This window comes from Micromonospora coerulea, assembly GCF_016598485.1.
Taxonomy (GTDB): domain Bacteria; phylum Actinomycetota; class Actinomycetes; order Mycobacteriales; family Micromonosporaceae; genus Micromonospora; species Micromonospora coerulea.
Genome location: NZ_JAEMUW010000016.1, coordinates 33,798 through 46,656, shown reverse-complemented (window position 1 = coordinate 46,656; position 12,859 = coordinate 33,798). Strand labels below are relative to the sequence as shown.

Annotated in this window: 13 protein-coding genes; 11 read left to right on the top strand and 2 right to left on the bottom strand. The window is 70.8% G+C overall.

The annotated features are described in order from the left end of the window. Complete coding sequence (locus tag I8N68_RS20655; RefSeq protein ID WP_200212496.1) at positions 1–1,215, bottom strand: RNA-guided endonuclease InsQ/TnpB family protein; 1,215 nt, start codon at positions 1,213–1,215, stop codon at positions 1–3. A 233-nt stretch (positions 1,216–1,448) separates the two neighbouring features. Here I8N68_RS20655 and I8N68_RS20650 point away from each other — a divergent pair, with 233 nt between their 5' ends. The 5 genes from I8N68_RS20650 to I8N68_RS20630 all read left to right on the top strand — a co-directional run bounded on the left by I8N68_RS20650 (position 1,449) and on the right by I8N68_RS20630 (position 3,996). Then, positions 1,449–2,222, top strand: coding sequence for a carbohydrate ABC transporter permease (locus I8N68_RS20650; RefSeq protein ID WP_200212823.1), 774 nt, complete (start codon positions 1,449–1,451; stop codon positions 2,220–2,222). 91 nt (positions 2,223–2,313) lie between these two features. After that, a complete protein-coding gene (locus I8N68_RS20645) occupies positions 2,314–2,799 on the top strand; it encodes a G protein-coupled receptor family protein (RefSeq protein WP_234040265.1) in 486 nt (161 codons plus the stop codon). A 91-nt stretch (positions 2,800–2,890) separates the two neighbouring features. Continuing rightward, positions 2,891–3,265 carry a glyoxalase superfamily protein gene (locus I8N68_RS20640; RefSeq protein ID WP_200212495.1) on the top strand — a complete coding sequence of 125 codons (375 nt, stop codon included), beginning with the start codon at positions 2,891–2,893 and terminating at the stop codon, positions 3,263–3,265. Further along, entirely contained in the window at positions 3,258–3,572 is a 315-nt protein-coding gene (locus tag I8N68_RS20635; protein ID WP_200212494.1) for an ArsR/SmtB family transcription factor, read from the top strand. The genes I8N68_RS20640 and I8N68_RS20635 overlap by 8 nt, the downstream gene beginning before the upstream one ends. Then, positions 3,565–3,996, top strand: coding sequence for an SRPBCC family protein (locus I8N68_RS20630; RefSeq protein WP_200212493.1), 432 nt, complete (start codon positions 3,565–3,567; stop codon positions 3,994–3,996). Before I8N68_RS20635 ends, I8N68_RS20630 begins: the two co-directional genes overlap by 8 nt. Positions 3,997–4,681: 685 nt before the next feature. Here I8N68_RS20630 and I8N68_RS20625 read toward each other — a convergent pair. Then, positions 4,682–5,671, bottom strand: a complete 990-nt coding sequence (locus I8N68_RS20625) for an N-acetylglucosamine kinase (protein ID WP_200212491.1) — start codon at positions 5,669–5,671, stop codon at positions 4,682–4,684. 197 nt (positions 5,672–5,868) lie between these two features. Here I8N68_RS20625 and I8N68_RS20620 point away from each other — a divergent pair, with 197 nt between their 5' ends. The 6 genes from I8N68_RS20620 to I8N68_RS20595 all read left to right on the top strand — a co-directional run bounded on the left by I8N68_RS20620 (position 5,869) and on the right by I8N68_RS20595 (position 12,746). Further along, the gene (locus I8N68_RS20620) at positions 5,869–6,831 is read left to right on the top strand and encodes a MurR/RpiR family transcriptional regulator (RefSeq protein ID WP_200212489.1); all 963 of its coding nucleotides are present in this window, start codon (positions 5,869–5,871) and stop codon (positions 6,829–6,831) included. Next, complete coding sequence (locus tag I8N68_RS20615) at positions 6,828–7,577, top strand: SIS domain-containing protein (RefSeq protein ID WP_200212487.1); 750 nt, start codon at positions 6,828–6,830, stop codon at positions 7,575–7,577. Before I8N68_RS20620 ends, I8N68_RS20615 begins: the two co-directional genes overlap by 4 nt. Before the next feature lie 26 nt (positions 7,578–7,603). Continuing rightward, a complete protein-coding gene (gene ngcE / locus I8N68_RS20610) occupies positions 7,604–9,016 on the top strand; it encodes an N-acetylglucosamine/diacetylchitobiose ABC transporter substrate-binding protein (RefSeq protein ID WP_200212485.1) in 1,413 nt (470 codons plus the stop codon). A gap of 22 nt (positions 9,017–9,038) precedes the next feature. Further along, complete coding sequence (locus tag I8N68_RS20605) at positions 9,039–9,980, top strand: carbohydrate ABC transporter permease (RefSeq protein ID WP_200212483.1); 942 nt, start codon at positions 9,039–9,041, stop codon at positions 9,978–9,980. 11 nt (positions 9,981–9,991) lie between these two features. After that, positions 9,992–10,948 (top strand): carbohydrate ABC transporter permease, encoded by a 957-nt coding sequence (locus I8N68_RS20600; protein ID WP_200212481.1) that lies wholly within the window; start codon positions 9,992–9,994, stop codon positions 10,946–10,948. 124 nt (positions 10,949–11,072) lie between these two features. Next, a complete protein-coding gene (locus tag I8N68_RS20595; RefSeq protein WP_372433778.1) occupies positions 11,073–12,746 on the top strand; it encodes a bifunctional 3'-5' exonuclease/DNA polymerase in 1,674 nt (557 codons plus the stop codon). The last annotated feature ends 113 nt before the right edge of the window (positions 12,747–12,859 follow it).

Sequence of the window (12,859 nt, the reverse complement as noted above, 5' to 3'; positions counted from 1 at the left end):
CTATTTCGAGGCGGACGCCGCGATCGCTCGTCGGGCTTCCTGCTTCATCGGGCCGTGCCGTCGCCGCGCACGCGGTTCCGGTCTTACCGGTCCTCCACAGGCGTTTTGTCTCTCCGCCAGCCCGGCGGCGAGAATATTCTTAGCAGCATTGACGTCCCGGTCGTGCGTTGCCCCACAATGGCAGTTCCAAGAACGGATGTTCAACGGCATCCGCTCGGCGTAATGGCCGCAGGAGGAGCATCGCTTGGAGGACGGGAACCATCGGCTGACTACGATGACGCTGCGGCCGTGCCACTGGGCCTTGTATTCCAGCATCGAGCGCAGTTCCGACCACCCAGCATCGGAGATTTCCCTTGCCAGGCTGTGATTTTGAAGCATGTTCTTGACGCTGAGGTCCTCGATTACGACCGTTTGGTTCTCGCGGACGAGTCGGGTGGTCAGCTTATGAAGTTCGTCGCGACGTCGGTCGGCGATCCGCGCATGGATCTTGGCGACATGAAGCCTGGCTTTCTCGCGGTTGGCGGATCCTCTCTCTTTACGGCACAGGCTTCGCTGGGCCTTTCGCAGTCGCCTCCGCTCGGGGGCCGCATGTCTCGGGTTGGCAACCTTCTCTCCAGTGGAGAGGGTGACCAGCGCACTCAGGCCCACGTCCACGCCGACGACGCGGTCAGTGGCTGGCAGTGGTCTCACCGATCGATCCTCGACGCGAAGCGAGACGAACCAGCGGCCTGCGGCGTCGCGACTTACGGTAACCGTAGACGGGTCAGAACCCGGAGGCAGCGGACGCGACCAGGCAATCCGCAGCGGACGGCGCATCTTTGCCAAGGTGAGCTGCCCATCCCGCCATGTGAAAGCGGAGCGCGTGAACTCAGCCGAAGCGCGGGAACGCCGCCTGGTTTTGAAGCGAGGGTATCCAGACCGCTTAGCAAAGAAGGAATCAAAAGCTGTCTGCAGGTGACGGACCGCTTGCTGGAGCGGAACGGACGAAACCTCGTTCAGGAAGGCGTACTCGTCCGTCCTCTTCCAGCGGGTAAGCGCAGCAGACGTCTCTGCAAAGCTCATGGCGCGGCGTTTGGTCTTGTAGAACCGGGTGCGCTCTTCGAGAGATTTGTTGTACACAAGGCGAACGCATCCGAAGGTGCGGCTCAACTGTTCCGCCTGGTCCGGCGTGGGGTAGAAGCGGTACTTGAACGCTCGCCTCACCGCTTCACCCACGCCCGCCATGTTACGAGTCCACTGTGACATTTCTGAGGGGAGGGAGCGGCGTGACTGCTAACCCGGACCAGACCTCGCCGTCCCGCACGGCGGACCCTGCGACCGCCGTCGGCGCCACAGCCGTTGAGAAGGCTGGCGGCCAGCCCATACCTCGGCATGCCGACCGGCCGCTGCGGCGGGAACTGGGCGTGGCGAACGCCTTCTCGCACACCTTCCTGCTGCTCTGGGCGGCGATGACCGTGCTGCCGCTGGCCTGGATGTTCCTCAGCTCGCTGAAGAGCAACGGCGAGATCCTGGCCGACCCGTGGGGGCTGCCCGGCGCGCTTCGCCTGGACAACTGGGCGCGGGCATGGACCAAGGCGCACATCGGGCAGTACTTCCTGAACAGCGCGGTGGTGGTGGCCGGCTCGCTGACCCTGACCATGCTGCTCGGCGCCACGGCCGCGTACGTCTTCGCCCGGTACGAGTTCCGCGGCCGGCAGGTGGTCTACTACCTGTTCGTCGGCGGGATGATGTTCCCGGTTTTCCTGGCCCTGGTGCCGCTGTTCTTCGTGGTCCGCAACGCCGGACTCTTCGGCACCTGGACCGGCCTCATCCTGGTGTACGCGGCGTACTCGCTGCCGTTCACCGTATTCTTCCTGACCGCGTTCTTCCGCACGCTGCCGACCTCGGTGGCGGAGGCCGCCCTGATCGACGGCTGCGGGCACTTCCGGCTCTTCTTCCGGGTGATGCTGCCGATGGCGCGACCGGGACTGATCAGCGTCGGCATCTTCAACTTCCTTAGCCACTGGAACCAGTTCCTGCTGCCGCAGGTGTTGATGCAGGGTGACGAGTCGAGGTGGATGCTCGCCCAGGGGCTGAACGCGCTCGCCGTCAACCAGGGATACGCCGGCGACTACGCACAGCTCTTCGCCGGCCTGACCATCGCCGTGCTCCCGGTGCTGGTCGTGTACGTGACCTTCCAGCGGCAGATCCAGGCGGGACTCACGGCCGGCCAGCTGAAATGACGTGTCCGTTGCCACAGGCAAACGGGTCAGCGAGATCGGGCCGGGCTCCCTTATGGTGGGCCGGCACATTCACCTGATTGACGGGGATCACATGTTTCTTCTGTACACCCTCCTGCTGATGCTCGGCGGCATCGCGATGATCGTCATCGGCCTCGCGATCCAGGAGCAGGGCATCGGCTCGCGGATCCTGAACGTCGTGGTGGGCCTGGCATTCTTCGGCTACGGCTTCTACCTCATGTTCCTGTTCGACGGCGGCACGTACCGGATCTTCTTCTACGCCTTCATCCTGCCGATCCTGTTGATCGTCCGGGCCTTCAAGGCGCGGAAGGAGGCCAAGGAGGAGGCCGCCGCGCACCAGTTCGCCGGCCAGGGCCACCCGGGCCAGCAGGTCCCGCAGGGCCACGGCTACCCGGCGGCCCCGGGCCAGCCGGCGCCGGGCTACCCGGCCGCCCCCGGCCAGCCGGCCCAGGCGTGGCCGGCCGCCCCGGATCAGCCGGGTCACGCCCCGCAGGGCCAGCCGATCCCGCAGGGCCAGTACGGCCACCCGCAGGGTCAGCCGGGTTACCCGACCAACTGACCTCGGAGCAGGGAAAAGGCCGGTCGGCCCCCGGGTCGGCCGGCCCTTCCTCCGCTTGACTGGTAGGAAATCTCCTACGTATTGTGGCGGCATGACCGTGACTCATGTGCAGCTCATCTCCGTGCCCGTCAGCGACCAGGACCGGGCCCGCGACTTCTACGTCGACACCCTCGGCTTCGACCTGATCTGGGACAACCCGATGGGCCCCGGCGGTCGCTGGGTGCAGGTCGCCCCGAAGGGGGCCGCCACCGCGCTGACCCTGGTCACCTGGTTCCCGACCATGCCGCCCGGCTCGCTCAAGGGCCTCGTGGTGGAGACCGACGACCTCGACGGGGACGTGGCCGCGCTGCGCGCCCGGGGCGTGGCCTTCGCGGACGGCGGGATCCAGACCGCACCCTGGGGCCGGTACGCCACCTTCGACGACCCCGACGGCAACGGCATCGTGTTGCAGGCGACCCGTGTCTGACGTCTTCACCGCGCTGGCCAACCCCACCCGACGGGAGCTGCTTCGGCTGCTGCTGGAGCGGGGTGAGCAGCCGGTGCAGCAGCTCGCCGACCATTTCGACATGCGTCGCCCCAGCCTCTCGGAGCACCTGAAGGTGCTCCGCGACGCCGGGCTGGTGGTGGAGCACCCGGTCGGCCGGCAGCGGCTCTACTCGCTACGGCCGGAGCCGCTGCGCGAGGTCGCCGACTGGCTCGGGCCGTACGAGCGGTTCTGGCGGGCCCGCCTGGCCGACCTGCGCGACGTGCTGGACGGGCTGCCCGATGAGTGATCCCCGGGCCATCGCCGTGGATCAGTTCCTGGCTCATCCGCCGACGAAGGTCTGGCGGACGCTGACCGATTCTGATCTGCTCGCCCGCTGGCTGATGCCGAACGACTTCCGTCCCGACCCGGGCCACCGGTTCACCTTCCGCACCGACCCGCGGCCCGGCCAGGGCTTCGACGGGGTGGTGCACTGCGAGGTGCTGGAGATCGAACCGCCGCGCCGGCTGCGCTGGGCCTGGCGCGGCGGTCGGCTGGACACCGTGGTCACCTGGACGCTGGTCGCCGAGGGGCGCGGCACCCGGCTCTTCCTCGAGCATGCCGGCTTCGACCCGGACGACCCGGTCCAGCGCCGCACCTTCACCCTGCTCGACGGCGGCTGGCGCAGCCACGTCTGGCGCCGGCTGGAGCAGGCGCTCAGCGGTACCGACTAGCCGCCCGGCGGTTGGCAGCGGCGCCCGCTGGCCCGGTCCGCGTCGACCATTCGCGCCGCGTCGACCATTCGCGCCGGGCCGACCCGTTCGCGCCGGGCCGACCCGTTCGCGCCGGGCCGACCCGTTCGCGCCGGGCCGGCCGGTGGCGCCGGGCCGACCCGTGGCGCCGGGCCGACCGCGTTCGGTGCTACCGGTCAGCGCGGTCAGCGCGGTCGGCCTGGTCGGCTCGCTGTTACGGCGAGCCGCCTATGGAGCTGAATCGTTTGCGACATCGGATGATCGGGCTGGGCGGCGCATGAGGTCGTGGGGCCGGTCGCGTGCTGGATCGTTTGCGGCATCGGATGGTCGGGCTGGGTGGCGTCGGGAGGTCGTGTGCCCTCCGGCCCTGAATCGTCTGCGACATCAGCTCCAAAGCGTGTGGCAGGCACATCCCCGCCGGCTTCGGGCAGGTGCCGAGCTTCCCGTCCGGCGGCCGCGGTGTGCGGGGTGCGGCTCCGCGCCCGGACCCGCCCGTCCTGTGGCCGGACCGGGCCCGCCCGCCGGCGCGCCCGGACCCGCCCGCGCGGCGGAGCCCCCGCTCGGGCGAGCGTCGCTTCCCGACCAGCCCACCCGCCTCGCGAGGGCGCCGCGTCCCGACCAGCACCATGGGCGACGGCCGGCGCGAGCGGCCAGCGGGAGGAAGCCGTCAGCTCGAGGTAGGGACCAGCAGGGCGTGCAGGGCCGGCGGATCCGTCACCTCCGGCAGCTCGCGGGCGGCGAGCCAGGCCGCGGCGGCGGCCCCGTCACCCGCCGTCCGCAGCGGGGCGTCCGGCCAGCGCCGGGCCAGCTCCGCCCGGGCGGCGGCGGCGAGCGGGGTGTCGGCGGTGAGCAGGCCGCCGCCGAGCACCACGGGGTCGGTCGCGCCGGCCGGCCGGATCCGGGTGACGCTCTCGGCGAGCAGGGCGGCGGCCTCGCCGACCAGTTCGACGCCGGTCGGGTCCCCTTCGACGGCGGCCGCCACCACCAGCGGGGCGAGCCGGGCCAGTTCCACCGGCGGGCGGCGGGTGACCGCCTGCACGACCGCCTCCGCGGTCGCCCGGGGCGGGGCCGCCACGTCGGGCGAGCCGGTCAGTTCCACGAGAACCCGGCCGGCCAGGACGCCCGGCGGGCGGGCTCGGTCCAGGTCCGTCAGCAGCCGCCGGACCGCCTCCCGGCCCAGCCAGAAGCCGGAGCCGGCGTCGCCGAGCAGCCAGCCGTGCCCGTCGGCGGTGCGGTCCAGGCGCAGGTCGCGGACCTGCGCGGCGATCGCGCCGGTCCCGGCGATGAGCACGGTGCCGTCCGGGACGGCGGTGCCCGAGGCGTACGCGACCAGGGCATCGCCGTGCACCGCGTACCGGCAGCGCAGGCCGGCGTCGTGCCAGGCGCGATCGAACGCGGCCCGGCCCGCCGGGTCGGCGAGCAGCCGGCCGGCCCCCGCCAGCCCGATGGCCCCGGCGCGCACCCGGGTCGGGTCGACCTCGGCGAGCGCCCCGCGCAGGGCGGTCAGCAGCTCGTGGGCGGCCCGCTCGGCGCCATGGCTGGTCGGGTTGCCGCCGCCGGCCCGGCCGCTGCCGAGGCGTACGCCGTCCAGGCGCAGCGCGGCCGCGCGGGTGGACGTACCCCCGACGTCGAGACCGACCACGACGGTGCCGGACATCCGGTGAGCCTCCCTGGGGTCGCTGCTGGCGGCCTTCATGCTGGTCGGGCGGGACGCCGGAAGCAAGATTCAGGGTCGTCCGGAGAGCTGTGCGCCAGGTAACAGTTTGAAAACTTCGCCCACGCTCTTGACACGGGGGGCCCTTCAGTAAGAACTTTTACCACTAACAGTTAACACTCTTTTCCGAAAGGCGTCCCATGGTTGATCACGAGGTGGACACCTCCGCGCTGACCGCGGTGGTCGACGCCGATGCGGTCGACCGGCGGAGTGCGCTGGGCGTCTCCGCGGACGGGGTGCTGGCGAGGGTCCGGGCCGGGGCGGGGGAGCTGACGGGGGCGTTGCGCCGGGTCGCTGAGCATGTGCTCAGTGACCCGGAGGCGGCGGCCCGGGCCACCATCGTGGAGTTGGCCGAGCGGAGCGGCACCTCGCCGGCGACGATCACCCGGTTCTGCCGCGCGATGGGCTTCGAGGGCTACGCCGACCTGCGGCTCGGCATCGCCTCGGAGACCGGTCGGGCCCGCTCGGCGGGCTGGACGGTGGACATCGGCCGGGAGATCCAGCCCAGCGACCCGCTGTCCCGGGTGCTCGACCAGATCATGGCCGCCGACACCCGGGCCATGCACGACACCGCCGCGCTGCTCGATCTCGCCGAGGTCGAACGGGCCGCGGTGGCGATCGCCGGCGCGAGCCGGGTGAACATCTTCGGCGCAAGCGGCAGTGCCCTCGTCGGCGAGGAGATGCAGTTCAGCCTGCACCGCATCGGGGTGGCGGCCTGGGCCTGGAGCGACGTGCACGAGGGACTCGCCAGCGCCGCTCTGCTGGGCGCCGGCGACGTGGCCCTCGGCATCTCGCACACCGGCCAGACCCGGGAGACCATCGAGCTGCTCGCCGAGGCGGGCAGCCGGGGCGCCACCACCATCGCGCTGACCGGCTTCCCCCGGTCGCCGTTGGCCGAACTCGCCGACATCGTGCTGCTGACGGCCAGCCAGGCCACCACGTTCCGGCCGGACGCGCTCTCCGCCCGGCACCCCCAGCTCGTCGTCCTCGACCTGCTCTACATCGCGGTGGCGCAGCGCACCCACGACCGCGCCCACGCGGCCTTCCGCCGTACCGCCCAGGCCGTCGACGGCCACAAGGCCGCGAAGGGTGCCGCCTCATGATCAGCGCACAGCGGTACGCCGACGCCGTCCGACCGGTGCTCGACCGGGTGGTCGACACCCAGGCCGAAGCCGTGGACCGGGCGGCCGACCTGATCGTCGCCGGGCTGCGGGCCGGTGGGGTGCTCCAGGGCTTCGGCGCCGGGCACTCCGAGGCGTTCGCCGCCGAGCTGGTCGCCCGGGCCGGCGGACTTGTGCCCACCAACCGGCTCTCCCTGCATGACCTGGTGCTGCACGGCGACGCGCCCCGCGACGTGCTCGCCGACCCCAAGCTGGAACGCGACCCGGCCGTCGCCCACCAGCTCTACGCCCTCGCGGCGCCGCATCCGCGGGACGTGTTCGTGGTCGCCTCCCAGTCCGGCATCAACGGCTCGGTCGTCGAGCTGGCGACGCTGGTCAAGGAACGCGGCCACCCGCTGATCGCGGTCACCTCGGTCGAGCACACCGCACGGGTCGCCCCACGGCACCCGTCCGGGTACCGGCTCGCCGACCTCGCCGACGTCGTGCTGGACAACGGCGCGCCGTACGGCGACGCACTGCTGCCGCTCGAGGGCGGCGGCGCGGTCTGTGCGGTCTCGTCGGTCACCGCCGCGCTGCTGGCGCAGCTGCTGACCGCCGAGGTCGTACGACGGTTCCACCAGGCCGGGGAGGTACCCCCTATCTACCTCTCCGCCAACGTCCCCGGTGGGGACGAGCACAACCTCGCCCTCGAGTCGCGGTACGCCGGGCGCCTCCGGCGGACCGCCTGACCCGGACACCACAAGGAGAGACAGAGATGTCGGTAACCCCCGAGAACCTCGGCGACCTCAACCGCCGGACCCTGCTGCAGCGGGCCGCCGCGGCTGGCCTGCTGGCCACCCCGGTCGCCGGCCTGCTCAGCGCCTGCGCCGGCAGCGAGCCGACCAAGTCCGACGACACCGGCGCCGCCAAGAGCAAGGACAACCCGTTCGGCGTCAAGGACGGCAGCGCCGTCAAGGTGGTCATCTTCAACGGCGGCCTGGGCGACCAGTGGGCCAAGGAAGACAAGGTCGTCTTCAACGCCAAGCACCCGAACATCACGGTCAACATGTCTTCCACCCAGAAGATCAAGACCGAAGAGCAGCCGAAGATGGCGACGCAGCCGAGTGACCTCGTCATGAACTCGGGCGCCGACATGATGGACCGCAGCACGCTGATCAACGAGGGCGCCATCGAGCCGCTCGACGACCTGCTCACCGCGCCCGCCTGGGACAGCGAGGGCAGCGTTGCGGACTCGCTGCTGCCGGGCACGGTCGGCGACGGCACGCAGAACGGCAAGTTCTACGTCGTGAACGTGGCGTACACGGTGTGGGGCAACTGGTACAACGCGGCGCTGTTCAAGAAGGAGGGTTGGCAGGCGCCGACCACCTGGGACGAGTTCTTCGCCCTGGCCCCGAAGATCAAGGCCAAGGGCATGGCGCCGTACGTGCACGACGCGGTCCACGGCTACTACCCGCGCTGGGGGCTCATGGCGAGCATCTGGAAGACCGCCGGCAAGCAGGTCGTCGTCGACATCGACAACCTGAAGGAGAACGCCTGGAAGGCCGACGGCGTGCTCAAGGCGCTGGAGCCGTGGGAGAAGCTGGTCAAGGACCGGCTGCTGCTGCCGGGCAAGCTGGACCACACCCAGTCGCAGCAGGCCTGGCTCGACGGCAAGGCGGCGTTCATCCAGGTCGGCACGTGGCTGAAGAACGAGATGTCTGCCACCATCCCGCCGGGCTTCGAGCTGACCCTGTCGGACTACTGGAGCAACGCCGACGACAAGGCGCCGAAGGACGTGTTCGCCGCGTCCGGCGAGGGCTTCGTCGTGCCGAGCAAGGCCCCGAACAAGGAGGCTGCGAAGGAGTTCCTGCGGGCGATCCTGTCGAAGGCGGGTTCGGCCAAGTTCGCCGAGCTGACCAAGTCGCTGGCCTCCACCAAGGGCTCCGGCGACAACGTGCAGGACTCCGCGCTCGCCAGCGCCAACACCCTGATGAAGAACGGCGGCAGCGAGCTCATCTCGGTCAAGTTCCAGGACTTCTACGCCGACCTGGACAAGGAGAGCCAGAACCTGTCCGAGGAGCTGATGGCGGGCCGGCTGACCGCGCAGCAGTTTGTCGACAAGATGCAGGCGGCCGCCGACAAGGTCGCCAAGGACTCGTCGATCAAGAAGCAGACCCGCACCGCCTGATCCGAACGAGAGAGTGAGTCCAATGCGGCACGGAGTCGCGCGTTTCGTCACGGGCTTCCTGGCCCTGCCCGTCGCGCTGTACCTGTTCTACGTGGTGTGGCCGTTCGCGCAGGCGGCGGGATACTCGCTGACCGACTGGGGCGGGTACTCGGATTCCCAGCGCTTCGTCGGTCTCGACAACTACGTCCGGCTGCTGTCGGACGAGTTGATCAGGAAGGCCTTCTGGCACAACGTCTTCTTCCTGATCACCGTGCCGCTGTTCACCATCGCGCTGGCCCTGTTCCTCGCGTTCCTGCTCAACGTGGGCGGTCGCGAGGACAGGGCCGGCATCCGGGGGGTGTTCGGCTCCGCCGTCTACAAAGTCATCTTCTTCTTTCCGCAGGTGCTGTCGCTGGTGGTCATCGCCGTGATGTGGCAGCAGATCTACCGGACCGACAGACAGGGTCTGATCAACGGCCTGCTGATCAAGATCGGGCTGGGCGACCCGGAGAACCCGATCGCCTTCACCGCCGACCCGGAGCCCTTCCTCGGCGTACCGGCGGTGCTGTGGTGGCTGCTGCTGATCGCGGTCTGGAGCGGCGCCGGCTTCTACATGGTGCTCTTCTCGGCGGCGATGCAGTCCATCCCGAAGGACATCTACGAGGCGGCCCTCCTCGACGGGGCCGGCCGTTTCCACACCTTCTTCCGGATCACCCTGCCGCTGCTGCGGGACACGATCTCGGTGGCCTGGGTGTACCTGGGCTTCATCGCCCTGGACATGTACGCCCTGGTCTTCGTCATGACGCCCAGCCAGGGCGGACCGAACCACGCCAGTGAGATCTTCGCGTCGGTGCTCAACTTCACCGCGTTCCAGAAGGGCCAGTTCGGTTACGCCTGCGCGATGGGTGTCGCCCTGGCGATCTTCACGATCCTGCTCGCCGCGGCGCAGCTGAGGATCACCCGTCGTGAGCGTATCGAGTTCTGAGGAGGCTGGACATGAGCACGGCGACACACGGTGGTCTGATCCGGCCCGACGAGAGCCCGGCCACCCGACCCGATCCCGCACCGCGTACCACGTCCCGCGCCGCCGCGATCGGCGGCCGGATCTTCAACGGCTTCTCCCACACCTTCCTGGTGGTCTGGGCCGTGATGGTGATCTACCCACTGCTGTGGGTGGTGATGTCGGCGCTCAAGAGCGACTCGGAGGTGATCCGCGATCCGCTCTCCCTGATCCCCGACACGCTGCACTGGGACAACTTCGCCCGGGCGTGGGGTGAGGGGCACCTCGGGGCGTTCTTCCTCAACACCATCCTGGTGATGATCGGCAGCGTCTTCCTCACCATGCTGCTCGGCTCGATGGCCGCGTACGCGCTGGCCCGCTACGAGTTCCGCGGCAACCGGTTGATCTACTACATGTTCCTCTCCGGGCTGACCCTGCCGATCTACCTCGCCGCGGTCCCGCTGTTCAAGGGCGTCTACAACACGGGCGTGGTCTTCCCGCTGCTCGGCCCGAACAAGCACGTGATGCTGATGCTGGTCTACGTGGCGTGGTCGCTGTCGTTCACGATCTTCTTCATGCACTCGTTCTTCCGGACGCTGCCCGACTCGATCGCCGAGGCGGCCATGGTCGACGGGGCCTCGCACAGCCGGCTGTTCTTCAGCGTGATGCTGCCGATGGCCAAGCCGGGCCTGATCAGCATCGGCATCTTCAACGTGCTCGGCCAGTGGAACCAGTGGTACCTGCCGACGCTGCTCATGCAGTCGGTGGCGGGTGAGCCGAAGAACCAGGTGATCTCGCAGGGGCTGATCGAGCTCTCGGTCAACCAGGGCTACAAGTCCGACTGGTCGGGCCTCTTCGCCGGCGTCACCATGGCGATGCTCCCGGTGCTCATCGTGTACATCGTCTTCCAGCGCCAGGTCCAGTCCGGCCTCACCGCCGGCGTAGGCAAGTAACCCCACCCGTCACGGGGCGCAGTTTCCGGGAAAGAGTGGCCATTCCGCCCGGGATGGCCACTCTTTCCGTGCTCGGGGGCCCGCGCGGGGCGCAGTGTCACAGGGGCGGGGGAGAATCGCGTCCGTGCTGGTGGCGGTGGTGGCGGACGAGCGGGGTGGGGGAGTTCTGCAACCCCTCGACCTCGCCGGCCGCCCCGCCGGTCCGGCGGAGCCGGTCACCGACCTCGCCGCCGCGGTGGCCGCCCGCGAGGTCGCCGACCGCCCCCGCTGGGTCTGGGCCTCCGGCGCCACGGTCTACCCGGCGCTGCTGCGGGCCGGGGTCCGGCTCGACCGCTGTCACGACGTCGAGCTGACCGAGGCGCTGCTGCTGGGGCACGCCGGCCGGTGGGGCGAGCCCCGGTCGCTCGCCGCGGCCTGGGCGCGGCTGACCGGCGCGCCGGTCCCGCCCGACCCGGCGCCCCGCTCGCCGGAGCCGCCCGGCCACGGGCAGGGCGCGCTGTTCGACGCGCCGTCCGGTCCGCCGGGTCCGGGCATCGAGGCGCTGGCCCGGGTGTACGCCGACCAGCTCGCCCGGATCGCCGCGACCGGGCACCCCGGCCGGTTCCGGCTGCTGGTGGCCGCCGAGTCGGCGGGCGCGCTGATCGCCACCGAGATGGGGATGGCCGGGCTGCCGTGGCGGGCCGAGGTGCACGACGCGCTCCTCGCCGAGCTGCTCGGCGAGGCCTCCCCGATGGGCGGGCCGCCCCGCCGGCTGGCCGAGCTGGCCGCCCGGATCGCCGACGCGTTCGGCGTCCGGCAGCTGCACACGGACTCCCCGGCGGAGCTGTTGAAGGCGTTCGCCCGGGCCGGCGTGGAGCTGCCCAACACCCGCGCCTGGGTGCTGCGCGGGGTGGCGCATCCGGCGGTGCCGCTGGTCCTGGAATACAAGGAGCTCTACCGGATCTGGACGGCGCACGGCTGGGCGTGGCGCGACGCCTGGATCTCCGACGGCCGCTTCCACCCGGAGTACGTCCCGGGCGGCGTGGTCTCCGGCCGGTGGGCCACCCGGGGCGGCGGGGCGTTGCAGATCCCGAAGGTGATCCGCCGGGCGGTGGTGGCCGATCCCGGCTGGACCTTCGTCGTCGCCGACGCCGGCCAGCTGGAGCCCCGGGTGCTCGCGGCGGTCTCCGGCGATGCCCGGCTGGCGGCGGCCGGCGGGGCCGGCGACCTCTACGCCGCGCTGGCCCGGGACGCCTTCGCCGGTGACCGGGCCCGGGCCAAGGTGGCCCTGCTCGGGGCGATGTACGGGCAGACCGGCGGCGCGGCGGTGCCCGCCCTCGCGGTGCTCAAGCGCAACTACCCCACCGCGTTCGGCTACGTGGAGGCGGCGGCCCGCACCGGCGAGGCGGGTGGCCTGGTCCGCTCCTGGCTCGGGCGCACCTGCCCGCCCAGCGGCGTGGGGTTCGCCGACTCCGACGAGCCGGAGCCGGACGGCGGGGCCGACCCGCAGAGCCCCCGGGCCCGGGCGGCCCGCTCCCGGGGCCGGTTCACCCGCAACTTCGTCATCCAGGCCACCGCCGCCGAGTGGGCCTCCACGCTGCTGGCCACCCTGCGCACCGCCCTCGCGGGCACCGCCGCGGAGCTGGTCTTCTTCCAGCACGACGAGGTGATCGTGCACTGCCCGGCCGAGCAGGCCGACGCGGTGGCGGAGGCGGTCACCGCGGCCGGCGCGCGAGCGTCGGCGCTGCTCTTCGGCGACACCCCGGTCCGGTTCCCGCTGGACCTGTCCGTCGTCGACTGCTACGCCGACGCCACCTAGGGCGCGGTACGCGCGCACAGCATTCGCGATCTGCGCCAATTATCCGTTTCGCCCCGACACTCATCGTCGGTGTGCTCGTTGCACCCGGTGTGCGTACGAGGGGACGGACGGCG

Excerpts from the sequence above, each read along its gene's own strand:
- I8N68_RS20650 (WP_200212823.1), top strand. The coding sequence starts at position 1,449 with ATGACCGTGCTGCCGCTGGCCTGGATGTTCCTCAGCTCGCTGAAGAGC.
- I8N68_RS20645 (WP_234040265.1), top strand. The coding sequence starts at position 2,314 with ATGTTTCTTCTGTACACCCTCCTGCTGATGCTCGGCGGCATCGCGATG.
- I8N68_RS20640 (WP_200212495.1), top strand. The coding sequence starts at position 2,891 with ATGACCGTGACTCATGTGCAGCTCATCTCCGTGCCCGTCAGCGACCAG.
- I8N68_RS20630 (WP_200212493.1), top strand. The coding sequence starts at position 3,565 with ATGAGTGATCCCCGGGCCATCGCCGTGGATCAGTTCCTGGCTCATCCG.
- I8N68_RS20625 (WP_200212491.1), bottom strand. The coding sequence starts at position 5,671 with ATGTCCGGCACCGTCGTGGTCGGTCTCGACGTCGGGGGTACGTCCACC.
- I8N68_RS20620 (WP_200212489.1), top strand. The coding sequence starts at position 5,869 with ATGGTTGATCACGAGGTGGACACCTCCGCGCTGACCGCGGTGGTCGAC.
- I8N68_RS20615 (WP_200212487.1), top strand. The coding sequence starts at position 6,828 with ATGATCAGCGCACAGCGGTACGCCGACGCCGTCCGACCGGTGCTCGAC.
- ngcE (WP_200212485.1), top strand. The coding sequence starts at position 7,604 with ATGTCGGTAACCCCCGAGAACCTCGGCGACCTCAACCGCCGGACCCTG.
- I8N68_RS20605 (WP_200212483.1), top strand. The coding sequence starts at position 9,039 with ATGCGGCACGGAGTCGCGCGTTTCGTCACGGGCTTCCTGGCCCTGCCC.
- I8N68_RS20600 (WP_200212481.1), top strand. The coding sequence starts at position 9,992 with ATGAGCACGGCGACACACGGTGGTCTGATCCGGCCCGACGAGAGCCCG.